The organism is Methylobacterium sp. AC832 (assembly GCF_979256025.1).
The window spans coordinates 47,629-71,352 of sequence record NZ_CEEDMV010000004.1; the positions used below are offsets into that span (position 1 = coordinate 47,629).

Annotated in this window: 22 protein-coding genes; 4 read left to right on the forward strand and 18 right to left on the reverse strand. The window is 69.1% G+C overall.

Annotated features, from left to right (window positions below; translation table 11 throughout):
• The first annotated feature begins 237 nt into the window (after positions 1-237).
• Both AC0IXR_RS14985 and AC0IXR_RS14990 read left to right on the forward strand, forming a co-directional pair.
• Positions 238-1,125, forward strand: a complete 888-nt coding sequence (locus tag AC0IXR_RS14985) for an aldose 1-epimerase family protein (protein WP_461234624.1) — start codon at positions 238-240, stop codon at positions 1,123-1,125.
• Positions 1,122-1,808, forward strand: coding sequence for a TenA family protein (locus tag AC0IXR_RS14990; protein WP_471761327.1), 687 nt, complete (start codon positions 1,122-1,124; stop codon positions 1,806-1,808). The genes AC0IXR_RS14985 and AC0IXR_RS14990 overlap by 4 nt, the downstream gene beginning before the upstream one ends.
• On the opposite strand, the gene AC0IXR_RS14995 is transcribed toward AC0IXR_RS14990, so the two are convergent.
• Both AC0IXR_RS14995 and AC0IXR_RS15000 read right to left on the reverse strand, forming a co-directional pair.
• Positions 1,781-2,638 carry a class II glutamine amidotransferase gene (locus AC0IXR_RS14995; RefSeq protein ID WP_056422280.1) on the reverse strand — a complete coding sequence of 286 codons (858 nt, stop codon included), beginning with the start codon at positions 2,636-2,638 and terminating at the stop codon, positions 1,781-1,783. The two genes, AC0IXR_RS14990 and AC0IXR_RS14995, sit on opposite strands and share 28 nt — an antisense overlap.
• Positions 2,639-2,910: 272 nt before the next feature.
• On the reverse strand, positions 2,911-6,543 hold the full coding sequence (locus AC0IXR_RS15000; protein WP_471761328.1) for an autotransporter family protein: 3,633 nt from the start codon (positions 6,541-6,543) through the stop codon (positions 2,911-2,913).
• Between the two features lie 290 nt (positions 6,544-6,833).
• On the opposite strand from AC0IXR_RS15000, the gene AC0IXR_RS15005 reads away from it, so the two are divergent.
• A complete protein-coding gene (locus AC0IXR_RS15005) occupies positions 6,834-9,386 on the forward strand; it encodes an ATP-binding cassette domain-containing protein (RefSeq protein ID WP_471761329.1) in 2,553 nt (850 codons plus the stop codon).
• Positions 9,387-9,494: 108 nt separating this feature from the next.
• Here AC0IXR_RS15005 and AC0IXR_RS15010 read toward each other — a convergent pair whose 3' ends face one another.
• A complete protein-coding gene (locus AC0IXR_RS15010; protein ID WP_471761330.1) occupies positions 9,495-9,887 on the reverse strand; it encodes a RidA family protein in 393 nt (130 codons plus the stop codon).
• A 267-nt stretch (positions 9,888-10,154) separates the two neighbouring features.
• On the opposite strand from AC0IXR_RS15010, the gene AC0IXR_RS15015 reads away from it, so the two are divergent.
• Positions 10,155-11,348 carry a L,D-transpeptidase family protein gene (locus AC0IXR_RS15015; protein ID WP_471761331.1) on the forward strand — a complete coding sequence of 398 codons (1,194 nt, stop codon included), beginning with the start codon at positions 10,155-10,157 and terminating at the stop codon, positions 11,346-11,348.
• A gap of 301 nt (positions 11,349-11,649) precedes the next feature.
• Here the strand turns inward: AC0IXR_RS15015 and AC0IXR_RS15020 are convergent, their stop codons facing one another.
• The 15 genes from AC0IXR_RS15020 to AC0IXR_RS15090 all read right to left on the reverse strand — a co-directional run bounded on the left by AC0IXR_RS15020 (position 11,650) and on the right by AC0IXR_RS15090 (position 23,718).
• Positions 11,650-12,876: a divergent polysaccharide deacetylase family protein gene (locus AC0IXR_RS15020; protein ID WP_471761578.1), complete on the reverse strand. Its 1,227-nt coding sequence runs from the start codon at positions 12,874-12,876 to the stop codon at positions 11,650-11,652.
• A gap of 157 nt (positions 12,877-13,033) precedes the next feature.
• Entirely contained in the window at positions 13,034-14,356 is a 1,323-nt protein-coding gene (locus tag AC0IXR_RS15025; protein ID WP_056422300.1) for a S41 family peptidase, read from the reverse strand.
• Entirely contained in the window at positions 14,356-15,669 is a 1,314-nt protein-coding gene (locus tag AC0IXR_RS15030; protein ID WP_461225250.1) for a murein hydrolase activator EnvC family protein, read from the reverse strand. The genes AC0IXR_RS15025 and AC0IXR_RS15030 overlap by 1 nt, the downstream gene beginning before the upstream one ends.
• Positions 15,670-15,731: 62 nt before the next feature.
• Complete coding sequence (gene rlmH / locus AC0IXR_RS15035) at positions 15,732-16,232, reverse strand: 23S rRNA (pseudouridine(1915)-N(3))-methyltransferase RlmH (protein ID WP_056422305.1); 501 nt, start codon at positions 16,230-16,232, stop codon at positions 15,732-15,734.
• Between the two features lie 32 nt (positions 16,233-16,264).
• On the reverse strand, positions 16,265-16,696 hold the full coding sequence (gene rsfS, locus AC0IXR_RS15040) for a ribosome silencing factor (protein WP_311275799.1): 432 nt from the start codon (positions 16,694-16,696) through the stop codon (positions 16,265-16,267).
• A gap of 73 nt (positions 16,697-16,769) precedes the next feature.
• A complete protein-coding gene (locus AC0IXR_RS15045) occupies positions 16,770-17,381 on the reverse strand; it encodes a nicotinate-nucleotide adenylyltransferase (protein WP_471761332.1) in 612 nt (203 codons plus the stop codon).
• A 21-nt stretch (positions 17,382-17,402) separates the two neighbouring features.
• A complete protein-coding gene (locus tag AC0IXR_RS15050; RefSeq protein WP_471761333.1) occupies positions 17,403-18,701 on the reverse strand; it encodes a glutamate-5-semialdehyde dehydrogenase in 1,299 nt (432 codons plus the stop codon).
• A gap of 107 nt (positions 18,702-18,808) precedes the next feature.
• Complete coding sequence (proB, locus tag AC0IXR_RS15055; RefSeq protein ID WP_419953068.1) at positions 18,809-19,960, reverse strand: glutamate 5-kinase; 1,152 nt, start codon at positions 19,958-19,960, stop codon at positions 18,809-18,811.
• Entirely contained in the window at positions 19,957-20,352 is a 396-nt protein-coding gene (locus AC0IXR_RS15060) for a type II toxin-antitoxin system VapC family toxin (RefSeq protein ID WP_471761334.1), read from the reverse strand. The genes proB and AC0IXR_RS15060 overlap by 4 nt, the downstream gene beginning before the upstream one ends.
• A 2-nt stretch (positions 20,353-20,354) precedes the next feature.
• A complete protein-coding gene (locus tag AC0IXR_RS15065; RefSeq protein ID WP_419953069.1) occupies positions 20,355-20,669 on the reverse strand; it encodes a type II toxin-antitoxin system VapB family antitoxin in 315 nt (104 codons plus the stop codon).
• A gap of 58 nt (positions 20,670-20,727) precedes the next feature.
• On the reverse strand, positions 20,728-21,762 hold the full coding sequence (gene obgE / locus AC0IXR_RS15070) for a GTPase ObgE (RefSeq protein WP_056422324.1): 1,035 nt from the start codon (positions 21,760-21,762) through the stop codon (positions 20,728-20,730).
• An 87-nt stretch (positions 21,763-21,849) separates the two neighbouring features.
• On the reverse strand, positions 21,850-22,335 hold the full coding sequence (locus AC0IXR_RS15075) for a hypothetical protein (protein ID WP_471761335.1): 486 nt from the start codon (positions 22,333-22,335) through the stop codon (positions 21,850-21,852).
• A 152-nt stretch (positions 22,336-22,487) separates the two neighbouring features.
• Positions 22,488-22,754: a 50S ribosomal protein L27 gene (gene rpmA, locus AC0IXR_RS15080; RefSeq protein WP_056422330.1), complete on the reverse strand. Its 267-nt coding sequence runs from the start codon at positions 22,752-22,754 to the stop codon at positions 22,488-22,490.
• A gap of 35 nt (positions 22,755-22,789) precedes the next feature.
• The gene (gene rplU, locus AC0IXR_RS15085; RefSeq protein ID WP_056422333.1) at positions 22,790-23,104 is read right to left on the reverse strand and encodes a 50S ribosomal protein L21; all 315 of its coding nucleotides are present in this window, start codon (positions 23,102-23,104) and stop codon (positions 22,790-22,792) included.
• Between the two features lie 194 nt (positions 23,105-23,298).
• The gene (locus AC0IXR_RS15090; protein WP_471761336.1) at positions 23,299-23,718 is read right to left on the reverse strand and encodes a helix-turn-helix domain-containing protein; all 420 of its coding nucleotides are present in this window, start codon (positions 23,716-23,718) and stop codon (positions 23,299-23,301) included.
• Positions 23,719-23,724: the final 6 nt, after the last annotated feature.

The window sequence follows — 23,724 nt, forward strand, 5'->3', positions numbered from 1 at the left end:
GGCCATGGGGAACGTTTCAGCCAGACGGACCCGGTTCGGCCGACCGAATCAGCTTGGCCATAATACTGTATGCCTGACTTGGCGGACCAGCCGTATGGGCAATTTGGCGCGGCGCCGGGATTTCTCCGTGACGGTGAACGCTTAATCGTCCCTGTCGAGGCTGGACCGGCGCTCCGCCTGCGGCCACAACCGCGTCAGCATGAAAGCCCCGAGCGTGACAGCACCGAGGAAGACCACATGAGCGACCGCATCACTCTCAAGGCAGGAGACGGCACCGTGGCGGTGGTCGCGGCCTCCGGTGCCGAGCCCGTCTCCTGGCAGGTGGGTGGGCGGGAGTATATCTGGAACGGAGATCCGGCGCATTGGAACCGGCATGCGCCCTGGCTCTTCCCGGTGGTCGGCGCCTCGTCCGGCGGCGTGGTCCGGGTGGATGGCACGGCCTATCCGATGGGCCAGCACGGCTTTGCCCGCGACCTGCCCTTCACGATCGTCTCGCAGAGCGACGACAGCGTCACGTTGCGCCTCATCGAGAGCGAGGCGACGCGCGCCCGCTACCCCTATCCGTTCCAACTCGACATCACCACGCGGGTCGGCCCGGCCCATCTCGATTTCGAGATCTGGATCGAGAATACCGGTGGGACGAACCTGCCCTACGCCCTGGGCTTCCATCCGGCCTTCCCCTGGCCCTTCGCCGGCGGGGAGCGCAAGGCGGGTGGCGGCTACGCGGTGGAGTTCGAGCACCCCGAACGGGCGCTGGCGCCGGAGGTGGGGGATGGCGGCCTGCTCCTGCGCCAGGAGCGTCCGTTCCCCCTCGAAGGCCGCATCCTGCCCCTCGATCCCGACCTATTCGCCGAGGCCATCGTCCTGCGCGATGCGGCGAGCGCACGGATGCGCTTCACCGCGCCCGACGGCAGCGCCATCCGCATGGATGTCTCGGATTTCCCGCACCTCGCCATCTGGACGAAGCCCACGGCGCCGTTCCTGTCCCTGGAATGCTGGACCGGCCATGCCGATTGGGCCGGGTTCGACGGCGACCTGACCCGCCGGGATTCACAGCGCCTCATCGCCCCCGGCCAGCGCGTCCGCCACGGGGTCAGCCTTACCCTGGAAGGTCCCCGCTCATGATCCGCCCCGTCGACGAGAACGGCTTCTCGGCCGAAGCCTGGGCGCGCAACGAGACGGCCTACGAGGCCATCCGGACGATGCCGTTCAATGCCGAGCTCGCCGCCGGCACCCTCGGGGAGGCCCGCTTTCGCCACTACATCCTGCAGGACGCGCATTACCTCATCGGCTTCGGAAGGGCGCTGGCCCTAGCGGCGGCGAAGTCGCCGGAGCCCGAGGGCATCGTGCAGTTCGCCAAGGCCGCCGAGACGGCGATCGTGGTCGAGCGCTCCCTCCATGGCGGCTTCTTCCGGGATTACGGCATCACGGCCGAGACCTTCGCGGCGACGCCGCTCTCGCCGGCCTGCGACCACTATGTCTCGTATCTCCTCGCCACGGCCTATGCCGAGCCCTACGAGGTCCTGCTCGGCGCCCTGCTCCCGTGCTTCTGGATCTATGCCGAGATCGGCACCGACATCCTCCTGGCACGGGCAGGCACCGGCAATCCCTACGCCGCCTGGATCGACACCTACGCGGGCGAGGAATTCGGCACCGCCGTCGCCGAGATGATCGCGACCACCGATTCCGCGGCGCTCGGGGTCTCGCCCTCGCTGCGTGAGCGGATGCACCGCGCTTTCTCCCGCGCGACGCAGCTCGAATGGATGTTCTGGGACAGCGCTTACCGCGAGGCGGCCTGGCCGGTCTGACCGTCGGGACGCCCGACCCCGGAACAGGGCGGAGGAATTCGCACCGGCTTCGGCACTCCCGGCTTGACGATGCGGACGATGCCGTCGCGCAGGGAGAGCATGTGGCCGCGCTCCACATCGGTCCAGCACTCGTCGCGGGTGAGCGCCTTGGTGGCGATGACCGTCACCACGTCGTCGGTCCGCGTCTCCTGCGCGAAATCCACGTGCCAATCCTCGTCGATGAGGGTCGCGGTGCCGAACGGCGCGCAGCGGGTGAGGTAGCACAGGCGCTTGCCGCAATGGGCATAGAGCGTCCGGCTGTCGCTGAGCAGCATGTTGAACACGCCGAGCCCGTGCAGCTCGGCGCAGAGTTCAGCGACGGCATTGTCGAGCCGCGCCGGGCTCGGCAGGCTCGGATAGCGGGTTTGCAGCCGGTCGAGCATCCAGCAGAACGCGTATTCGCTGTCGGTGGAGCCCACCGGCTTGAACCAGGTCAGCGGCCACTTCTTCACGCCCTTGAGTTGGCCGTTATGGGCGAAGGTCCAGCGCCGGCCCCAGAGCTCACGGCTGAACGGATGGGTGTTCTCGAGCCCGACCCGCCCGCGATTGGCCTTGCGGACATGCGCGATCACGATCCGGCTCTTGATCGCGTAGTCGCGCAGCAGCTTGGCGAGGACCGAACGCGCGCTCGGCTCGGGCTCGTGGAAGGCGCGCGCGCCCCGCCCCTCGTAGAAGGTGATGCCCCATCCATCGGCGTGAGGCCCGGTCTCCCCGCCGCGCCGGGCGAGGCCCGCGAAGGAGAAACGGATGTCGGTGGGCACGTTCGCGCTCATGCCGAGCAATTCGCACATGGAGGTTCGGGGACTTCGCGTGGGAGGAACGGGTGGGCTTGCGGAGGACGGAGTCCTTGGGGAGACCGCCAAGCTACCCACTCTAGAGGATTTTCCCACCCGCGGGAGCCGGTAATCCTTCCGAAACGCTCCGCTTCACGCAAACAGCCTTCCACGCGCAGAAAGCCTTGGTCGGCACCGGGAAAGCGCGCGACCTTCGGAGGCCATTTCCTCCTGGGATGTAAACGCCGCCGGACCCGCGCGGTCCGGCGGCGCAATGTCCGCCGTAAGGTTCAGAACCGATAGGTGAAGTTGCCCTTCACGGCATGGTCCTGCGCCCGCTCGCCCACCTGGCCCGTATAGGACACACCGAGCGTGGTGCCGCGCGCCACCCGCACGTCGAGCCCGGCTTGTGCCACCAGGGCGTCCCGGCCGATCGGCGTGCCCGTGGTGAGGAAGCTCGGCCCCGTGCCGAAGCTCAGGAGGGCTTTGGGCACCACGTCGCCATAGGCCCGGCGATAGCCAACCAACCCGTTCAGCGAGACCGGCGCACCGGACCCGAGATCGAAGCTGGTCTGGCCGCGCAGGCCCAACGTCGAGGTCGCCACCTCGGTGGTCTGCGCCGCGCTCGTCAGCGCCGCCAGCCCACCCGCTTCGGTGAAGCGGTCGCGCCCGATCGACACGTAGGCCCCGCCCAGGAAGGGCTCGATATAGGTCTGCTGGACCGGGGCCGGAGCCGCCCCGCCCTTGGCGACCAGGACGGGCTGGGCAGCGCCCAGGAAGAAGCGGTAGCCCACCTCGCCGAAGCCCTGCACGGTGGAGCCGCCGTAGCGGGCCGTGTCGTTGTCGGAGAACCCGGCGAAGCTCACGACCCGGCTCATGCGGCTCGACTGGTCGGCATAGACCGCACCGAGGCGTAGCGCGAAGGCCCCCCGCTCGAAGCCGCCATAGACTCCGCCGAAGCCGCTCTCGATCGTGCCCGATGAGAGGCGCCCTGCGCTGTCGAGGCTGGTCGCGGTGTAGCCACCGGCCACACCGAGGCGGAAGCCGGTCTCCAGACGGAGATCCGCACCGAGCACGAACCCGGAGGTCTGGCGCGAGAGCCCGGCGGCGTTGCCGTCGCTACGGGCCTGGCCGAAGCTGCCGAAACCCTGTCCCCAGAGCCCGAACACGCGCGGGTCGAGAACCCGCACGGGCACGGGCGCCACCGGAGCGGACCGACCCGGCAGGTCGGCCGTGTAAGTGGCCGGCAGGCTGCCGTAATCGGCGACCTCCGCCGCGCCCCAGCGCAGGCGGTCGAGGATGGCCTCGCGCACGAAGAAGGCGGTCTCGAACTGGGCGCTCGCGGCACTGGCGTGGATGTCGCCGGTGAGCGCCCCGAAGGCGGCGCGCGCCTCGGGCGTGGTCAGTCCGACGGTGCGCCCGTAGAGGGCGGAGCCCGCGCCGCCCGCCTGGATGGCGTCGGCGACGCCGGCCTGATTGCGGGTCTGGGCGATGGTGGAGAAGGCGATGTCGTTGCGGGTCAGCGTCAGGTCGACCGCCCCCGCGCTGTAGCGCAGGGTCGGGGTGAGAAAGGCGAAGTTGGAGGTGACGCCGGCGAACTGCCCCGTGACGCCGCGGGCGGCGGTCAGGACGGTGTAGCTCGTGCGCGGGTCGTAGCGGCCCGCACCGGCCAGCACCTGGACGGTGCCGCCGTCGAGGGTGGCGGTGCCGGTCGCCGTGACGCGGTCGGACTGGCCGGCGGCGTTGGCTTCGACCTGCAAGGTGGAACCGGGCGCGAAGCTGGCATTGCCGGCCACGTTGAGGGTGCCGATGGAATTGCCCGGCGCCACCGCCGCGCCGGACCGGGCCACGAGCCCGCCCACCGTGCCGGTGCCGCCGATGGCAGCGCCCTCGCCCACCGTCACCACGGAATGCGCGAGACTGCCGTTCACGTCGAGACGCCCCTGCGCGACGCCCGTGAGACCGCTGAACGTGCTGGTGCCGGTCAGGTTGAGAGTACCGGATCCGGCCTTGGTCAGGATGCCGGTGCCGGCGATGGAATTCGCCAGCGTTCCGTCGGTGGCCTGGTCGAGGATCAGGCTGGCATTGTCGGTGATGGCACCCGAGCCGAGGCTGGCGGCGGAGGCGACGAGGGTGCCGCCCGCGATGGTGGTGCCGCCCGAATAGGTGTTCGTGCCGGTGAGGGTGAGCGTGCCGGTGCCGGCCTTCGTCAGGGAGCCGGTTCCGCCGATGTCGTTCCGCCAGGTGTCGCTGGCGTCGTACCCGCCCTTGGCGGCGTCCATCGTCACCGTGACGGCGCCGTTGAAGGCGCCGTAGCCGTCCGCCGCCGCTACGAGATTCAGGCGGCCCCAGCCGTCATAGGTGTTGCCGTCGAGCAGCGGGTAGCCCGAGGACAGGCCCGTCGTCGCCAGCACCTCCCGACGCTGGGCGTCGCTGAGATAGGGGAAGCGGGTGAGAAGGAGCACCTGCGCCTGGACCGGCACCTCGGCGGCCGTCAGGGGCGTGCTGGGTCCGGTCGGCTGGAAGCCGTAGGTCATCCGGGCGGTGTAATCCGCCTTGTTCTGCGCGGCGTTGCCGAAGGAATCGGCCGCTCCGGAGGCCGCTCCTGCGGCGAGGCACCCCGCCACGGTCCCCGCCCCGCAGCTCGCGGCCAGATAGGATTGGGTCTGCTGGTAGGCCTGATACACGGCGTAGGCGCCGGCATTGGCCGGGTTGGTCCAGTCGATCCGGTTGCCGGCCGCGTCGTAGAGGGCGGCGTAGATGTTGGTGGCGGCGATCGCCGTCGACTGCATGCGGCCGCCCATCACGTCGAGGGGCGAGTGCATGCCGGTCAGGATGCGGTTGTTACCGAGCTCGGAGGCACGGGTCAGGAGTTCCTGCATCCGCTGCGGGACGAGGAAGCCGACACCGAGGCTCTGGAGATAGCCCGAATTGGTGTGGCCGCTCGGATAGCCACCATCCGCGTAGGCATTCGTGGTGTTGGTGCGGGGGTTGAGCAGCGTCGGCACGTCGACCGCCGTGCTGACGCGGAACGGACGGGGCGAGGTCCCGATTCCCGGAACGTACTCGCCAACCCCGAACGTCGTCGGGTTGAAGGCGCCGGTGGAGCCGAAGGAGCCGACATTGGGAGCCGTCAGCGGTCGTCCGCCATTGGCATCGATCATCTCCTGGGTGACTGTGAAGCCCTTCACCCAGCGCTCGGTCGTTCCGTAGACCGCCGGAACGGGGAAATTGGAGAGGTAGCCGGGCACGACGAAGTTCGCCGTGTCCGCGGTGGTCAGGCCCGCCTTGTTCGTGATGGCGTTGTAATCGTTGAAGCGGGGCGCCAGGGGGTCGATGGCCGGATTGGGGCCCTGGTAGCGCCCGAAGACCCGCTTCGACGGTTCCGTCGAAGCATTGGCCCGGACCGTGTTGTCGATGAAGCTGACCGCCGCCGCGAGGGGTGTCGCCGTCCCGTCGCCGAAGCTCGTCGCGCCTCCGCTCGCGCTCGCGCCGGTGCTGAGGTTGGCCGCGTAGTCGGCCAGCGTCGTCGTCGCATAGGTGGTCGGCGTAAGGCTCGTCGGCCGGGTGCCGGTGAACGAGGCCCCGGCCCCGGTGAGGTAGGCGGAGGTGAGGGGGCCGAGCCCGTTCAGGATGCTGTAGGCCTGTACGGTGCGGTCGTCGTGGATCGCCGCCAGGGTCTGGTCCGCATTCCGGGCCTGCGTCATCCCGACCACCGTCTGGTAGTTCTGGATCATGACGGCGGGATTGGACGTCATCAGGCCGATGTAGCTGTCGAGGACGCGCGGAATGACCGTCCCGGGGACGACCGAGGTGCTGTTCGTGAAGCCGATGCCCGGCGAGGTCGGAATCTGCTGAGCCTGCGCACCGACCGGCAGGAGGCACGTCGCGGCAAGCAGGGCGGTCTTGAGAGGTGTGGACACGGAAGCCTCGCACGAAAAAAAGGCAGCAGCCTGTTGGCGGCGCGGTGCTAGCTTGGCCGTAAGACGATGCCGTGACGAAGATCGCCTGGCGCGAACACGACAGGGCATTCGTGGCGCGCGTGTAGCGCCGGATGGCTGCTTTCGGCTCGATGGACGAAGGCTGAAGAACGGCGCCGGGAGAATGGCGGCATGGCCCGCCGAGGTGCGCCCCAGCGCTTTCGCCGCCGCGCCCGATCCTCTAAGCCGCTCAGCGAGCCTCGGTTTCCCGGGGCGATTTGCACAGAGTGCCGATGGACCGGGATCCGATCGCCTTCACCTGGCGGACCGCGCGGAGCGAGCATGTCGCCGCGGTGGGGCTCGCGCTCGGTCTCGGGGGGCCCCTCGCGTTTCTCGCGCTGCTGTGCATGCGCGACCTCGTGGGCGTCCAGGTCCACGATACCGAAACGGCGGGCCGGTTCCTGCGAATCACCGCGACGTTGCCGTGGCGGACGGGCGAAGCGGAGCCGTTCGTCGCCTTCGCCGGCTGGGCCCTGCCCACGGCCGACCTCGTGCGCGTGGCCTTCCTCGGCCTGGCGGCGGCGGCCTTGGCCTCGGCCGGCCTCGGCTGGGCGGTGGCGCGCCTCTGCTTCCAGGCGCAGGCGCGCACGGTGGCGGCCCTGCATGGTCGGGTCACCGAGGCGATCCTGCACGCGCCGCCGAGCGCCCGCGACGAGGCGCGCGCCCTGGCGCAGATCCTGGCCGACATGCTGGGCCGCCTCGACACCCTGTTCGGACTGGCGGTCCTGGTGCCGGCGCTGGCGATCGGCAGCGGGATCCTCGCCCTGATTCTCGCCGCCCTGGCCGCCCCGCGCCTGATGCCCACCGTGGCCGTCGGCCTCCTGGCATCCGGGCTCGCCCGCGCCTTGATCCAGCGGCGCGTGCACGATCGCGCGGCTTTGCGTCTGCGGGCCGGGGGCGCGGCGGGGCGGGCCCTCGCCGATCTCATCCGGCGGATGCCGGCGGTACGCGCTCACGGCGCGGCGGCCTTCGAGCGCAGCCGCCTCGCCGCCAAGGGGGCCAGCACCCGCGACGCGCTGGCGGCATCGGAATCGCGCCTCGCCTATGCGCGCGCGCCGTCCACGGCGCTCGTCATCCTGCTGCCTGCCATCGTCGTGGCGGTGGCGCTCTGGCGCGGGCACGACGGCACGACGATGCCGGTGGAGCCCGGTGCCCTGGTGGCGGCCGGCGGCGGCTTCGCCCTCGCCGTTCTGGCCCTGGCGGTGACGCTACGCCTGCGCTCGATCCATGAGGCCGTGGCGCCGGTCTTCCGCGATCTGGCGGCGACGCTCGTGTCCCTCGAAGGGCGCGGCGGCAACAGGCCCGGCGCCTTCGCTGCGCTGCCGAAGGGCGGGGAACTCGCCGCGTCCGGCGTCGGCGTCTACGATCCCGCCAGCGGCGAACGCCTCGCCGGCGTCGACGTCACCGTGGCGATGCCCTCCCACCTCGCCATCGTGGGCGAGCGCGGCAGCGGCGCGCGGGCGCTGGCCGCCCTGCTGGCCGGACAGCTCGAACCCACCGCGGGCGCGGTGACCTATGACGGGATCGACCTGCGCAGCCTCGACCCGGCCGAGCGCGCCAGCCACATCGCGCTGGCCGGCGCCGAGGCGATCCTGATCGAGGGCACGCTGGAACAGAACATCCTCTACGGCGCGGCGCGGCAGGAAAAGCCGTCCGAGGCGGACCTCATCGAGGTGCTGCACCTGACCGGGCTCGACACTTTCGTCTATGCGCGCGGCCTCGAGGGAACGGTGGACCCGAACGCCGAACCCGGCATCGCCGATTCCATCGTCTCCGCCCGCCACGCCGTGCGCGAGGCCCTGGCGGAGGACAAGGCGGCGCGACTGGTGGAGCCGTTCGATCCCGCCCGCTACAACCATCAGGCGACGGTGGGCGAGAACATCCTGTTCGGCGAGGCCGTGGGACCGGCCTTCTCCGGCAGCCATATCGCGGCCCATCCCTACCTGCGCGCCGTGCTCGAGGCCGAGGACCTGACGCGGCCCTTCACCGAGATCGGGCTCCAGGTGGCGCGCAGCACCATCGAGATCTTCGCGGACCTTCCGGACGACCACCCGCTCTTCGACGCGTTCTCGCTGTTTCCCGCGGCCGAGCGCGGGTTCTTCGAAGATCTCGTCAGCCGTCAGCCGGAGGCGAAGGGCTGGCGCCGGGGCCCGGCGGGCCAGCGCGACCGCAAGCGCCTGATCGGATTGGCGCTTCGCTACAGCGAGACGCGGCACCGGTTCGGCCTCATCGACGCCGCCTTCGAGGACCGGATCGTCGCCGCACGCCACTCTTTCGCGCGGCTTCTGCCTCAGAACCTGCGCTCGGCGGTGGAATTCTACGATCCCGACCGGCTGAACCCGGCCGCCAGCCTGGAGGAGAACCTCCTGTTCGGCCGCATCAACGGCGAGGAGGCCGGGGCGGAGCCGCGCGTGCGAGCCCTGGTGCGCCGGGTCCTCGTGCAGCAGGGCCTCGAATCAACCGTCTACCGGCTCGGCCTCGCCAGCCGCGTGGAGCCGGGCATGGGCGGCGGCGGGGCGAGCCTCGGGGAGAACGCCATCGGCTCGCGCGAGCGCATCGGCATCGACCTCGCCCGCTGCCTCGTACGCAAACCGGACATCGTGGTCGTCGCCATCGCGCTGGACGACGGCAAGGCCGCCGAGATCAGGACGCGCCTCGCCAGCCTGCGCGCGGCGCGAGCCGGCCGCGGCCTCATCGTCTGCCTGCCGAGCACCGATACGCTCGACGCGAACGATCCCTTCGGCGCGGTGCTGCATGTGGAGCGCAACACGGTGATGGCCGCCTGACGGGGCCGTGACACGCCCCTCCTCGTCGCCGGTGGCCCGTCCGACATTGCCGGCCGCTGTCCCCTCCGGTCCGCTTCGCCACGCCGCTGCCGCTGACCAGTGGCGTAGCTAGGCGGGCAGGAACGCCATCGCATCCACCTCGACCAACATGTCGGGGAATGCCAGCGCCGCAACGCCGATCAATGCGCTGGCCGGTGGGCATTCGGCGTCGATCCAGCGATCGCGCACAGCCCGGATGATTGGGAGCTGGCTTGGATCATAGTCCCGGACATAGATCGTGAGACGCGCGACGGCGCTGAAATCGGCGCCCGCCGCATGGAGCGTCGCCTGCATATTCCGGAACACCCGGTCGAGCTGGGTCGCCAGATCCCCGCTGACCACTTCGCCGGCGCCATCGAAGGGGACATGGCCCGAGAGGATGAGCAATCGGCCCTCCGCAACCAGCATTGCCTGCGAGATGCCGGGAATCGAGGGACCGGGCGGATTGATGGGTCGCAGCATCTCGATGCTCCATTGCCGGCATGGGGTGACAACCCACGAATGCAAGGCCGACGATATCTCCCTCCGATGTGATCTTTGCGACAGAGCGTCCCTCGACCCGCCGAACCTCCGCATTCCCGTCGGCGTCAGTGATCGTCGGTCGACCAAAGAAGAAGGGCGGCGGCGCTTCCCCTATTGCCGCCCCATTGGGATGGGATAAGCAAGGCTTCGTGCACCCTGTTGCACGGTGTCGGCGGTCGGTCGGCGCATCCCTCTCCAGGGCCGGGCATGGTCGTTCTACCCTCGCCAGTCGTACAGCGCCGCGCCGTTGCCTGGCTTCTCCTGCTGGCTCTGGGGCTCGCCGCGCCGGACATCGCACGGGCGCAATCGGCCAAGGCCACGGCTCCGATCCCGGCGGCGACCCTCGCGCTGATGAGCCAGAAGGGCACCAGCGTCTCGGCGCCGGTCCTGTTCAGAGCCTACAAGAAGGAATCCGAGATCGAGGTCTGGAAGAAGGCCGCCAGTGGGCGCTTCGTCCATATCAAGACCTTTCCGATCTGCCGCTGGTCGGGCCAGCTCGGCCCCAAGCGCAAGACCGGCGACCGCCAGACGCCGGAAGGGTTCTACTCGGTGCCCCCGCGCCAGATGAACCCGAATTCGAGCTACTACCTCTCCTTCGATGTCGGCTACCCCAACGCCTATGACCGCGCGCACGGCTTCACCGGCTCGGCCGTGATGGTCCACGGCGTCTGCTCGTCGATGGGGTGTTTCGCCATGACCGACCAGGTCGTGGGCGAGATCTACGCCATCGCGCGCGATGCTTTCGCCGGCGGACAAGCGGCGTTCCAGTTCCAGTCCTACCCGTTCCGGATGAGCGCGGCGAACATGGCCCGCTACCGGACGGACCCGAACATCGCCTTCTGGCGCCAGCTCAAGGAAGGTTCGGACCGGTTCGAGGCGACGGGCGAGGAGCCGAACGTCACCGTCACCGCCGGCCGCTACGCCTTCCTTCCCTACAAGGACCCCGCCCTGGAATCGCTGGTGACGGTGCGCCGGGTGCAGGAGGAGGCCCGCATCGCAAGCCTGGTGGAGGATGGGAGCGCTGCCGTGCGCACCACCTATTCGGACGGGGCACAGCATCCCTTCTGGGCCGCCCTCTCCGCCAAGGGCGTCTCCCTCGGCGATGTCAGCCGGCCCGAGGCCCTCGCCTATGCCGGCCAGGACGTGATCGTGATCCCGGCCCAGCGCCGCCCGGTTCTCGTCGCCGAGGCGGTCTGGTCGCGCTGGATGGTGGCGGCTTCGGTTCCCGCGCTCATGCGGGTGCGCGGGTTCAAGCCGGCCTACGAGACGGAGCCGCCGCGCTTCGCCGCCCTCGTCATGCGCTACGATCAGACCCTGCCGACGATGCTCTCGGCCTCCCTCACCGGGCAGATGCCGGCCCCGACCTCGCCGGCCATCATCGAGACCCTGGCGCAGCGCTAACCCTACGGATAAGCGGGTTCCCCTCTCCCCGCGCGCGGGGAGAGGATCACAGGCACGTTGTCGTGCCTGTGATGAGCGGAGCGAGGGTGAGGGGGCGAAGTCGGAGAAGACTCCTTCGGAATCGCCCCCTCACCTTCGGCTGCCGCCTCGACGCGCTCCCCGACGAGGGGAAGACGCGTCCCTCTCCCCGCAAGCGGGGCGAGGGGATGCTCACGCCCGGACCGCACGACGAGCGACAAGCCTTTGCCCTCGTCCTTCAGCGACTGGCAGATTCAGCCGAACCGATCGACCGGCATCCCTCTCACGGTCCCGCGCTCGACAGCCGCGCGGGCGGCGCTCCCCGCAGGGCGGTGCTGACGGGGACGAGGCGAACGCCGCGGGCTTCGAGGTCACTCGCCCAGCGGGCGATCCGCTCGATCGTCATCGGCATCGCGCCCGCCGAGGCCAGCGCGAACCCGTTCGCCTTGGCCTGGGCCTCCAGCCGGGCGAGTTCGCGGTCGATCGCGTCCGCCTGCGGCAAGGCATCGAGGACGATCTCGGCGCGGGCGACGGGGATCTTGAGCTTGCCGCCGAGAGACGTCGCCAGCGAGCGCGACGACGCGCCGTCATCCACGAAGCCGAGCCCCCTCGCGCCGATCTCGCGCAATACCGGCTCGAAGGCGGCGGCATCGCCTTCGAGCTTGGCTCCCATGAAGTTCACGAGACCGACATAGCCCCCGAACCGGCTCATGACCCAGGACAGACGGTCGAGATTCTCCGGCGGTCGCGAACTCGTCAGCATGGTCTGCGGGCCGGGATCGCTGTCGGGATAATCGAACGGCTCCATCGGCGCCTGGACCAGGATCTCATGGCCGAAATCGCGGGCGCGGGCGACGCTGCGTTCGAGATCGCCGCCATAGGGTGAGAAGGCGAGGCTGATCGCCGGCGGCAGCTTGGTGATGGCGCCCGCCGTCGCGGCCTGCCCGACGCCGAGGCCCGTGACCAGAATGGCGATGCGCGCGCCCGGCACACCCGCATCGGGATCGGGGCGGGCATAGACGTCGAGGGGCCGGCGGCGGCCGTCGCCGATCTTCGGCACGCTGCCATGACGGCCCCGCTCCAGCAGGCGAGGATCGGGGGCGGCCAGGCGCACGGGCTCGCTGTCGGGCACGCGGATGATCACCGCATCGGTGGCGGCGGCACCGGCCGGCCGCACCACACGGACGCCCGAGGCCGTCTCGACCTCGCCGGCCGAACGCGGCGCCGGCGACGCGGGCGGAGGCTCGGGGGCCTTCGCCACGGGAGCAGGGGCCGCCGGTTCGCGCAGGGTGATCGCGGCGAAAGCGGCGGGCTCGCCGCCCTGGGGATCGCCGGTCACGGCGAGGATCGTGATTCCGATGGCGAGGCCGGCCGCCGCGAGGGCGACCAAGGTCGGCGGGCTCATCCGGGGCATCGAGAGACCGCGCAGCCGCTGGCCGAGCGTGCGGGACGCCGCAGCACTCTTGGTTCCCAGCGGACGGGTCAGGATGTCGTCGGTGGCCACGGTCAGCCGTTTCCCTGAGGGCTCGCGAACGACCGAGGCGGGCTTATCGTGTGAGAAACGAAGCGGCCCGCCGAGTCGGTCTGACCGACATTGCGGGCCGCGCTGGTTAACGTTTCTTTAAATCCCGCGACGCCGGCGGCGTTTCAGGATGGAGCCGTGATCTTCAGTTCGGAACGGCGGCCTTCGGCGTGTTGGCGGCGCCCTTCTGGATACCCCGGATGAAGTCCACGGCCGCGATCAGCTGCTTGTCCTTGGCCGGATCCGGCGGGACGTAAGCCGACGAACCGCCGCGCTCCTCCACATCCTTCTGCTTGAGGTGACCCTTCAGGCCGGCCTCGCCCTTGGTCTCGTCCTTGCCCTTCAGCTCGTCCGGGATCTCCTGCAGGACCTCCTGGTCCGGCTCGATGCCCTTGGCCTGGATCGAGCGGCCCGACGGCGTGTAGTAGCGCGCCGTGGTGAGGCGCAGCGCGCCGCTGCCGCCGAGCGGGATGATCGACTGGACCGAGCCCTTGCCGAAGGAGCGCGTGCCGAGCACGGTGGCGCGCTTGTGATCCTGCAACGCGCCGGCCACGATCTCGGAGGCCGAGGCGGAGCCGCCATTCACCAGGACGACGATGGGCTTGCCCTTGGTGAGGTCGCCGGACTTGGCCGAGAAGCGCTGGGTCTCGTCCGGGTTGCGGCCACGGGTGGAGACGATCTCGCCCCGGTCGAGGAACGCGTCGGAGACCGACACCGCCTGGTCGAGGAGGCCGCCCGGATTGTTGCGCAGGTCGAGGACGTAGCCCTTCAGCTTGTCCTGGCCCACTTCCCCGGAGAGCTTGTCGATGGCGTTGCGCAGGCCGTCATAGGTCTGCTCGGTGAACTGCGTCAGGCGGATGTAGCCGACATCGCCTCCCTCGGCGCGCGAGCGCACCGGCTTGATCTTGATGACGTCGCGGTTGAGCACGACGTCGATCGGATCCTTGGATTCCTTGCGGGAGATCTTGAGCTTCACCGGCGAGTTCACCGGGCCGCGCATCTTGTCGACGGCCTGGTTCAGGGTGAGACCCTGGACCTGGTCCTCGTCGATCTGCGTGATGATGTCGTTGGTGAGGATGCCGGCCTTGGAGGCGGGGGTGTCGTCGATGGGGCTGACCACCTTGATCAGGCCGTCCTCCATCGTGACCTCGATGCCGAGGCCGCCGAACTCGCCCTTGGTCTGCACCTGCATGTCACGGAAGCTCTTCGAGTCCATGTAGCTCGAATGCGGGTCCAGGGAGGTGAGCATGCCGTTGACGGCCGCCTCGATCAGCTTGGCCTCGTCGGGCTTCTCGACATAGTCGGTCCGCACCTTCTCGAACACGTCACCGAACAGGCTGAGCTGGCGGTAGGTCTCGGCGGAAGCCGCCACCGCGCTGGTCCCGGAGAGCAGATGCGTCTGGGTGGCGAGGAGTGAGGAACCGACGCCAAGGAACGCGCCGGCCAGGACTAGGGAAATCTTGCGCATTATCCGCGAACCTTCTCGCTGGGGCTCTTCGCCCACCAAGGCTCCGGATCGATGGAGCCGCCGTCTTTCCTGAACTCGACGTACAAGACCGGTCCGTCGCGGTCGCCCGGTGTGGCGCCCTGGCCGCCCTCACCCATAGCTGCCACCGGTTCCCCCGCAAGCACGAACTGCCCGACCTCGACGTTGATCTGATCCATACCGGCCAGCAGCAGATAGTAGCCATCGCCGGCATTGATGATCAAGAGTCGTCCATATGAGCGGAACTGCCCGGCGAACGACACCCACCCATCGGATGGAGAGGAAACCACCGCCTTCGGGCGGGTCGCGAGCGATATGCCGCGGGTCGTTCCGCCATTGCCGTCGGGCTGGTTGAAGCTGCGCAGCGTCGTGCCGCTCACCGGCCTCGGCACGTCGCCGCGTGTGTCCACGAAGCGGATCTTGGGGGCGAGCCGCGCGGGATCGCGCGTGCCGGCCGCCGCGAACCGCTCCTGGGTCGCCCGCGCTTCCTTCGTCTCGGCGGCGCGGGCCTCCTCCGCCGCCCGGCGGGCCGAGGCGACCTCGTTCTCCATCCGGTCGAGGAGTTCCTTCAGGCTTTTCGCCTGGACACCGAGCTCGGCCGTGCGCGCGCGCTCGGTGACGAGGCCGCTCTCGACTTCGGCGAGCCGGGTGCGGCGCGCCGTGATCAGGGCGTTGAGCCGCTGCTGCTCCCTGGCCCAGCCCGCGAGGTCGTTCTGCAGGCCCTCGCGATCGGCGGCGATGAGCCCCTTGAGCCGCACCATCTCGCTGAGGTCGGCGGCCAGGGTCTCGGCCTCGCCGCGCAGTTCGGGCACCACCGCGCCGAGCAGCATCGAGGTGCGGATGACGGCGAGCACGTCCTCCGGCTGGACCAGGACTGCCGGAGGCGGCCTCCGTCCCATGCGCTGCAAGGCGGCGAGGATCTCGGCGATGACGCCCCTTCGGGCTTCGAGGGAGCGGCGGATGCCGGCTTCGCTGGCTGTGAGCGTCTTCAGGCGCTCCTCCAGCCGGCTCATCCTGCCCTCCGTCGCCTGCGCTTGACGGGCGGCGTCGAGGAGGGCCGCATTCAGCTTGGCCCGGTCTCCGGCGACCGAGGCGACCTCCGCTTCGAGCTTCGCCCGCGCACCGGTGGAGGCGGCGAGCTGCTCCTCGATCCGCTTCAGGTTCTCGGCGCGGCGGGCCTTCTCGTCGATGGCGCGCTGGATCGCGTCGGCGCCGGCGGCATCCTGCGGTTTCGGCGCGTCCTGCTGCTTTGGAGCGTCCTGTGCGTAGGCCGGACCGAGCGTCAGCACCGCCATCGCCGCATAGGCAGCGATACGGATCGCTCCGCCGTCAGGCCCGCGCCGCGCGTGTCCGCCCCTCATGCGTCGATGTCGCCCCGATGATAGGGATGCCCTGCCAGGATCGTCAGCGTTCTGTACACCTGCTCCAGCGCCAGCACGCGCACAAGGCCGTGAGGCAGGGTGGCCGCCCCGAAGGCGAGGGAGAGGTCGGCGCGCGCGCGCACCGCCGGAGCGAGCCCGTCTGCGCCGCCGATGGCGACGACCAGCGTCGCCGTGGCCGCGTCGCGCCAGGACGCGATCCGCTCGGCGATGCGTTCGCTGGTCCAGTCCGAGCGACCGCGCTCGTCATAGACCAGCAGCACGCTCGATGAGGCCGGGGCATGGGACAGGATCGCCGCCCCCTCCTCCACGCTGCGGTCCACGGCACGCCGGGCGCGGCTCTCGGGGATCTCGACGACGTCGCAAGCTGTGAGACCCAAGCCACGACCGAGCTGGACCGCACGTTCGCGATAGCGGGATGCGAGGTCCCGTTCGGGTCCGGGTTTGAGGCGGCCGACCGCCGTGACGAGCAGACGCACGCGTCAGGCGCCCCGCGCCATCGATCCGATGCTCAGCCGGCCAGCAGGTCGGTGGTCGGACGGTCCGCGCCCCACATCTTCTCGAGATTGTAGAAGCCGCGGACTTCCGGCCGGAAGATATGGACGATGATGTCGCCAGTATCGATCAGAACCCAGTCGCAGGCGGGCATGCCTTCGACCCGGGCCGTACCGAAACCCTTGCTCTTCATTTCCTGCAGGATGCGGTCGGCGATGGCGCTGACATGGCGCTGCGAGCGGCCGGAGGTGATGATCATCGTGTCGGCCAGCGAGGTCCGACCGGCGAGATCGATCTCGATGGTCTCCTCGGCCTTCATGTCTTCGAGACAATCGAGCGCGAGCGTCTTCAGATCACCGATCCTCTGATCGGCGGCGTGGTCGGAACCTGTGGTTCCAGAATGGTGCGAATCGGTCAGTGTCTCGATTCCCGAAGTGACGGCGGTCATTGTATCTGAACAATCTATAGTCTGGAGAGAGTGGAACGATCACTCTCCGTTTTCAAGAGTCGCGACGCGCTCGTCACCGTCCCGCCCTCAGGGCGGTGGACGACAAGGTCGAGCGCGGGCCGTGGAGAAACACCCAGGCCGGGGGTTCGAGATCGGCGAGGAGGCCCGCATCCGATTCGTCGATGCGCCACCGGCCCATGGCCTGCGCCCCTCGGGCACTCGTCGCCGTCAGGGTGAAACCGGGCCTATCGATGATCGCGATCGGCATCATGGCGGCGATAGCACGAAAATCGCGCCAGCGGTGAAATGCCGCGAGAGAGTCGGCGCCCATGATCCAGACGAAGCGGATGCCTGGATGCCGGGCCCGGAGGTAATCCAGGCTCTGGCGCGTGTAACGGGCCCCGATCCGCGTCTCGAAATCGGTGATGGCGATGCGCGGATGGTTTGCCACGGCCTCGGCGATGGCGATCCGGCGATCGAGGGGGGCGAGCGCCGAGCGATCCTTCAGCGGGTTGCCCGGCGTGATCATCCACCACACCCGGTCGAGGGCAAGCCGCTTCAACGCCACCAGGCTCACATGCCGGTGGCCGAGATGGGCCGGGTTGAACGACCCGCCATAGAGCCCGATCCGCAGGCCGGGCGCGGCGGGAGGCAGCCGGGCGAGCCCGGCCGCATCAAGCCGCATGGAGAATGCCGGCCATCCGCATCAGGGACGGGTCTGCCCACGGCCGTGGACCCGGTACTTGAAGGTCGTCAGCTGCTCCACGCCCACGGGGCCTCGCGCATGCATGCGCCCGGTGGCGATGCCGATCTCGGCGCCGAACCCGAACTCGCCGCCATCGGCGAATTGCGTCGAGGCATTGTGGGTGACGATGGCCGAATCGACCTCCGCCAGGAAGCGCGCCGCCTCGGCGGCGTCGGCCGTGACGATGGCGTCGGTATGGTGCGAGCCGTTGGCCTCGATATGGGCGATCGCCGCGTCGAGCCCGTCCACCACCTTCACGGCGATGATGGCGTCGAGATACTCGGTGCGCCAGTCGATCTCGGTGGCGGCGGTGACCCGTGCATCCACCGCCTGCGTCGCCGCATCGCCGCGGACGCTGCAGCCGGCCTCGATCAGCGCCTTGACCAGGGGGGCGAGGTGGGTCTCCGCCACGGCGGCATCGACGAGCAGGGTCTCGGCGGCGCCACAGATGCCGGTGCGGCGCATCTTGCTGTTGATCACCAGCGTGCGCGCCATGTCGAGATCCGCGCCGGCGGCCACGTAGACGTGGCAGATACCGTCGAGATGGGCGAAGACCGGCACCTTGGCCTCGGCCTGGACCCGCTCCACGAGGCCGCGCCCGCCCCGGGGCACGATGACGTCGATGCAGCCGTCGAGGCCCGACAGCATGGCGCCCACCGCCGCGCGGTCGCGGGTGGGGACGATCTGCACCGCATCCGCGGGCAGGCCGGCGGCTTCCAGCCCCTCGCGCATGGCACGCGCGATGGCCATGGCGGTGCGGTGGCTGTCCGACCCGGCGCGAAGGATCGCGGCGTTGCCGGCCTTGAGGCAGAGGGCACCCGCATCGGCGGTGACGTTGGGGCGACTCTCGAAGATGACGCCGACGACGCCGAGCGGCACGGCGATCCGCTCGATCAGCAACCCGTTCGGGCGCTCGAACGCCGCGAGCTGGCGACCGACGGGATCGGGCAGCGCGCCGATCTTGGCCACCGCATCGGCCATGGCGGCGAGACGGCCTTCGTCGAGGGTGAGGCGGTCGATCAACGCCTGGGTCTGGCCGCTCGCCGTGGCGGCGGCGACATCGCGGGCGTTCTCGGCGAGGATCGCGTCCCGGCTCGCCCTCAGGCACTCGGCCACCTGGCGAAGGGCGACGTCCTTCGCCTGAGCCGAAGCCTGGGCGATCTTGCGGGCGGCCGCACGGGCCCGGTGGCCGATCTCCTGCATCTGCTCGGTAAGATCGGGAGCGGCGGCGAAATCGGATCTCAGATTCAGAACGGGCACGGTCTGTTTCCTCGCAGCTCACCGTTCAAGGCGATGGCGGCATGTTGACTGTGCCCTCATGCCACGCGTTAAGGCAGCAAAACAAGCACATTGCTCAATATTCGAGCCTATTCCCCGACCATTGCGAGGTCATCGCGATGCACCATTTCAGAACGACCGGGATGAGTAAGCAATTCCGCGATCTCCCGACTCGGGCGACCGATGATCTGCGCAGCCTGTGCACTATCGTAGGCCACGAGGCCACGCCCCAGGGTGCGTCCCTGCACGTCCCGGATGATCACCGCGTCCCCGCGCCCGAAGCTGCCCGACAATCCGGTGACGCCGACCGGCAGAAGGCTCGCGCCGCCTTGCAAGGCACGGGCCGCCCCGGCATCGACCACGAGGACGCCGCGCGGCTCCAATGATCCGGCGATCCAGGCCTTGCGGGCGGCGACGGGGTTCGAGCCGGACAGGAACCAGGTGCATCGCCCGCCCTGCAGGATGGTGCGAAGGGGGTTCTTCTCGCGTCCGTCGGCGATGACCATGTGGGTGCCGCCGCTGGCGGCGATCTTGCCCGCCTCGACCTTGGTGCGCATGCCGCCGCGGGACAATTCCGAGGCCGGCCCGCCCGCCATGGCCTCGATCTCGGGCGTGATCCGCTCGATGAGGGGCAGATGGCGCGCGTTCGGGTCGCTGGCGGGGGGCGCCGTGTAGAGCCCGTCGATATCGGAGAACAGCACCAGGACGTCTGCCCCGATCATGGTGGCGACGCGGGCGGCGAGACGGTCGTTGTCGCCGTAGCGGATCTCGCTGGTCGCGACCGTGTCGTTCTCGTTGACCACCGGCACGGCGCGGACTTCGAGGAGCTTGAGCACCGTGGCGCGGGCATTGAGGTAGCGGCGGCGCTCCTCGGTGTCCTGCGGCGTCACCAGGATCTGGCCGGCCGCAATGCCGTGATGGCCGAGCGCCTCAGCCCAGTAGCGCGCCAGGGCGATCTGCCCCACGGCGGCGGCGGCCTGGCTCTCCTCCAGCCGGAGCGTGCCTGGCGCGTAGCCGAGCACCGTCCGCCCCAGAGCGATGGCGCCCGAAGAAACCACGAGGACATCCACGCCCCGCGCATGCAGATCGGCGATGTCCTCGGCGAGAGCCGCGAGCCAGGCATGGCGCAGGCGACCGCGCGCGCGGTCGACGAGAAGCGCCGAGCCGACCTTGATGACGACGCGGCGAAAATCCTGAAGGACGGGGATCTGGGACAAGGCGGTTTGGGCAGAAGAGGTCATGGCACGGGGGTGTAGGCGAACGCGATATCCGTGTGAACGAAGTCCTGCCCCTTGAACAGCAGCGGCAGCGCATGGGTCTTGGCCACGGCGTAGGCGAGACAATCGCCGAAGTTCAGTTTTGCGGGATGTCCCCTGCTCCTACCGAAGCGAACGAAGGCCGCGGATGCGATGCCGAACATCTCCTCATCGAAGGCCACGACCCGAACCGAAGGCCGGTTCAGGAAATCCGCCACAAAGGTCGACGCATCCTGTAGCCGGGATTCGAGGACCATGCGGATTTCGACGAGCGTCGGCGCGCCGATCAGGGCGTACCGTGTAGCGATGAGATAGGAGAACGCCTCCTCTTCAGGCTCGCACAAGGCGATCGCGACGACCGCCGACGTATCGAGCACGATCAAATCGGGAGCCCGTCCTCACCGTACATATCGCCATGATCCGACGTGGAGCCCGCAAATTGGCTTGCCGCACTCCGTCGTGCGAGCGCACGCAGGGATTCGTAATCCGCCCTTTGACCGGGTGTCAGATCGTTGAGCGACCCAGTCTGCATGTCGGTGCCATGCGCCTGCCGTGTCCGCGCTGGCTTCGGCTCGTAGAGCGACGAACGGAGGGAAGCCACGACCGCCTCCTCGAGGCTCACGCCGCGACGTTCGGCAAGTTCGCGGGCCAGGGCATAGGCTTCGTCATTCTCGACGATCAACGCTTCCGTCATCCCGGCCTCTTCGTCCACGGCTGGTCATGAAATCTAGCTCAGACCATCCCATCCGTCATCAAGGCTGCCAAGCCTCAGCCGGCCGTGCCTCGGCCTCGGCGGCCTTGGCTTCCATCATCTCGCGGGTGATCGCGCGCAGAGCGTCCTGCACACCGAGGCCGGTGGCCGAGGACAGGATCAGCGGCTTCGCCTTGGAGGCCCGCTTCAGGCGCGCGACCTGCTCTTTCAGGGTGTCGGGATCGACGGCATCGGACTTCGACAGGGCGACGATCTCGTGCTTGTCGGCGAGCCCGTTGCCATAGGCTTCAAGCTCCTTGCGGACGAGCTTGTAGGTCTTGCCGGCATGCTCGCTCGTGGCCTCCACGAGGTGGAGCAGCACACGGCAGCGTTCCACATGGGCGAGGAACTTGTCGCCGAGGCCGACGCCGTCATGCGCGCCCTCGATCAGGCCGGGAATGTCGGCGAGCACGAATTCACGCTCGTCGGAGCGGACCACGCCGAGGCCCGGATGCAGGGTGGTGAAGGGATAATCGGCGATCTTGGGTCTGGCCGCCGTCACCGTCGCGAGGAAGGTCGACTTGCCGGCATTGGGCAGGCCGACGAGGCCGGCATCGGCGATGAGTTTCAGGCGCAACCAGATCCACTGCTCATGGCCTTCGAGGCCCGGATTGGCGTGTTTGGGCGCGCGGTTCGTAGAGGTGGTGAAATAGGCGTTGCCGAAGCCGCCATTGCCGCCCTTGGCCAGGCGCACGCGCTGCCCGATATGGGTCATGTCGGCGATCAGGGTCTCGCCATCCTCGGCGATGATCTCGGTTCCGGCGGGCACCTTCAGCACCACATCCGCCCCATTGGCACCGTGGCGGTTCGAGCCCATGCCGTGCTCGCCCTTCTTGGCCTTGAAATGCTGCTGGTAGCGATAGTCGATCAGCGTGTTGAGGCCGTCGACGCACTCGACCCAGACATCGCCGCCACGGCCGCCATCGCCGCCGTTGGGGCCGCCGAACTCGATGAACTTCTCGCGCCGGAACGCGACGCAGCCGGCGCCGCCGTCACCGGAGCGGACATAGACCTTGGCTTCGTCGAGGAATTTCACGGGTGTTCTCGTCTCTGTCTTGGGTTCGCTTGTGCCCTGCCCCCCATCTGGGGCCGGACCTTACGCGAATCACATGCGGGTTCGGGTTCAGGCTGCGCCCTGACGGCACTTCCCGTCGAGGTTCAGGTACTGCACGCTGCGCAGGCCCGCCTCGAACCACGCCCCACCCGACTTCGTCCGGTCGTAGGCGTAGAGATTGATGACGATGGCGCCATCCGGAGACGTGAGCGTCGCCGGCACCTGCGCATCGTCGAAAGCCCAGATCGGGCGCGGCACGCCCTCACCGAAATCGGCCCGGCTACCGTCCATCTCGAACTGGCTCACCTGGGCGAAAACCGGCCGCTCGTTCTGATCGGAAATCGCGAAGGCGAAGCCGACCTTGGGGCTTCGCCCGACGAAATTGTAGAATTCGCAATAGAGCGTCGGACTCTTGCGCGACGGCCCTGGCACCGGTCGGGGCACCTCCGCGACAGAGGGTGCGGGCGGTTCGCGCCCCTCACCCAGAACGAAGAGGGCGAGGACGACCGAACCGACCACGGCGAGCCCCGCGAGACCGAGACTACCCTTCGTCATCGCGGGTCCGCTCCCGAACGCCACACCTCCGGGCGGGACCGATCGTCGAGACGACGAAAGGGAGGATGGCGCGCCATCCTCCCTTCGCTGTCGGACGATCGTCGCGCGGCCTGCCTAGGAAGGCACGCCGCTCCGCCGTGGGAGACCGTGGATTACTCCGCGGCTTCCTGATGCGGCACGACGGTGACGAAGGCGCGGCCGCGCTTCGTCAGGAACAGCACGCGGCCATCCGCCTTGGCGAAGAGGGTGTGGTCCGTGCCGATGCCGACATTGACGCCGGGGTGGAACTTGGTGCCGCGCTGACGGACGATGATGTTGCCGGCGATGACGGCTTCGGCACCGAACTTCTTCACGCCGAGGCGCTGGCCGGCCGAATCGCGGCCGTTGCGGGACGAACCGCCTGCTTTTTTATGGGCCATGGTGGCTTAAACTCCGAAATGTCTCGATCAGAACGTCAGGCGCTGATGCCGGTGATGCGCACCACGGTGTGGTGCTGGCGATGACCGCGCTTGCGGCGCGAGTTCTGACGGCGGCGCTTCTTGAAGGCGATGACCTTGGCGTCGCGGCCGTGGCTGACGATCTCGCCGGCGACGCTGATGCCCGACAGGAGCGGAGCGCCGACCTGGGTGGCGCCCGCGCCGTCCGTGAACAGCAGGACCTCGCCGAAGGTCACGGCGGAACCGGGCTCGCCCTCGACGGTGGCGATCGTGATGGTGTCGTTGGCGGCAACGCGATACTGCTTGCCGCCCGTCTTGATGACTGCGAACATCGTTCTCTCTTCGTGTTCTCTGCCGGCCTCCAGCCTAGCGAGCCTGGACCGTCTTCTTGTTCAGGTCATCCGCGACACCGATCGAGCGATGCTGCGAACGCGAAACGCGCGGACTTCGTCGAGGAAGCCGCGCGAGCGTCGGTGGATAAGCGTGGAGGGGGTGATTTGTCAATGCGACGATGCCGGAGCGCCGCTCACCCCAGCTTGAATCCGATGTCGTCCCGTTCCGCGAGCACGGCTTCCACGATGGAGGGATGGCGCGCGATGGTGGCGAGCAGGATGCGCGCGGAGGCGTCCGGCCGGTTGCGGCCCTGGTCCCAGTTCTGCACCGTATCGAGCTCGAATCCGAATGCCGTCGCGAAATCCGCCTGGGACAGGTTCATCCGCGTCCGGATCTCTTTGGGACTGACCTCCGGAATTCGCAACTCGACGGCCTGGATTCCGAGTTCGGAGAATCGCGCCACAAGAGCGCCGGCATCCTCGCTCCGCATCTGAGCGGCGACCGTATCGCCCGCGGCGATCCGCTGAAGGAACGCATGTGCCCGCTTGAGGGACACGCCCTGCGAGACCAGGAGGCGCGCTACATCGACCGGCCGGTCGATCTCAGCGTTCATGCGCAG

Bases quoted from the DNA above. Each gene is read 5' to 3' on its own strand.
- AC0IXR_RS14985 (WP_461234624.1), top strand. From the start codon at position 238: ATGAGCGACCGCATCACTCTCAAGGCAGGAGACGGCACCGTGGCGGTG.
- AC0IXR_RS14990 (WP_471761327.1), top strand. From the start codon at position 1,122: ATGATCCGCCCCGTCGACGAGAACGGCTTCTCGGCCGAAGCCTGGGCG.
- AC0IXR_RS14995 (WP_056422280.1), bottom strand. From the start codon at position 2,638: ATGTGCGAATTGCTCGGCATGAGCGCGAACGTGCCCACCGACATCCGT.
- AC0IXR_RS15005 (WP_471761329.1), top strand. From the start codon at position 6,834: ATGGACCGGGATCCGATCGCCTTCACCTGGCGGACCGCGCGGAGCGAG.
- AC0IXR_RS15010 (WP_471761330.1), bottom strand. From the start codon at position 9,887: ATGCTGCGACCCATCAATCCGCCCGGTCCCTCGATTCCCGGCATCTCG.
- AC0IXR_RS15015 (WP_471761331.1), top strand. From the start codon at position 10,155: ATGGTCGTTCTACCCTCGCCAGTCGTACAGCGCCGCGCCGTTGCCTGG.
- AC0IXR_RS15025 (WP_056422300.1), bottom strand. From the start codon at position 14,356: ATGCGCAAGATTTCCCTAGTCCTGGCCGGCGCGTTCCTTGGCGTCGGT.
- AC0IXR_RS15030 (WP_461225250.1), bottom strand. From the start codon at position 15,669: ATGGCGGTGCTGACGCTCGGTCCGGCCTACGCACAGGACGCTCCAAAG.
- rsfS (WP_311275799.1), bottom strand. From the start codon at position 16,696: ATGACCGCCGTCACTTCGGGAATCGAGACACTGACCGATTCGCACCAT.
- AC0IXR_RS15045 (WP_471761332.1), bottom strand. From the start codon at position 17,381: ATGCGGCTTGATGCGGCCGGGCTCGCCCGGCTGCCTCCCGCCGCGCCC.
- proB (WP_419953068.1), bottom strand. From the start codon at position 19,960: ATGACCTCTTCTGCCCAAACCGCCTTGTCCCAGATCCCCGTCCTTCAG.
- AC0IXR_RS15065 (WP_419953069.1), bottom strand. From the start codon at position 20,669: ATGACGGAAGCGTTGATCGTCGAGAATGACGAAGCCTATGCCCTGGCC.
- AC0IXR_RS15075 (WP_471761335.1), bottom strand. From the start codon at position 22,335: ATGACGAAGGGTAGTCTCGGTCTCGCGGGGCTCGCCGTGGTCGGTTCG.
- rpmA (WP_056422330.1), bottom strand. From the start codon at position 22,754: ATGGCCCATAAAAAAGCAGGCGGTTCGTCCCGCAACGGCCGCGATTCG.
- rplU (WP_056422333.1), bottom strand. From the start codon at position 23,104: ATGTTCGCAGTCATCAAGACGGGCGGCAAGCAGTATCGCGTTGCCGCC.
- AC0IXR_RS15090 (WP_471761336.1), bottom strand. From the start codon at position 23,718: ATGAACGCTGAGATCGACCGGCCGGTCGATGTAGCGCGCCTCCTGGTC.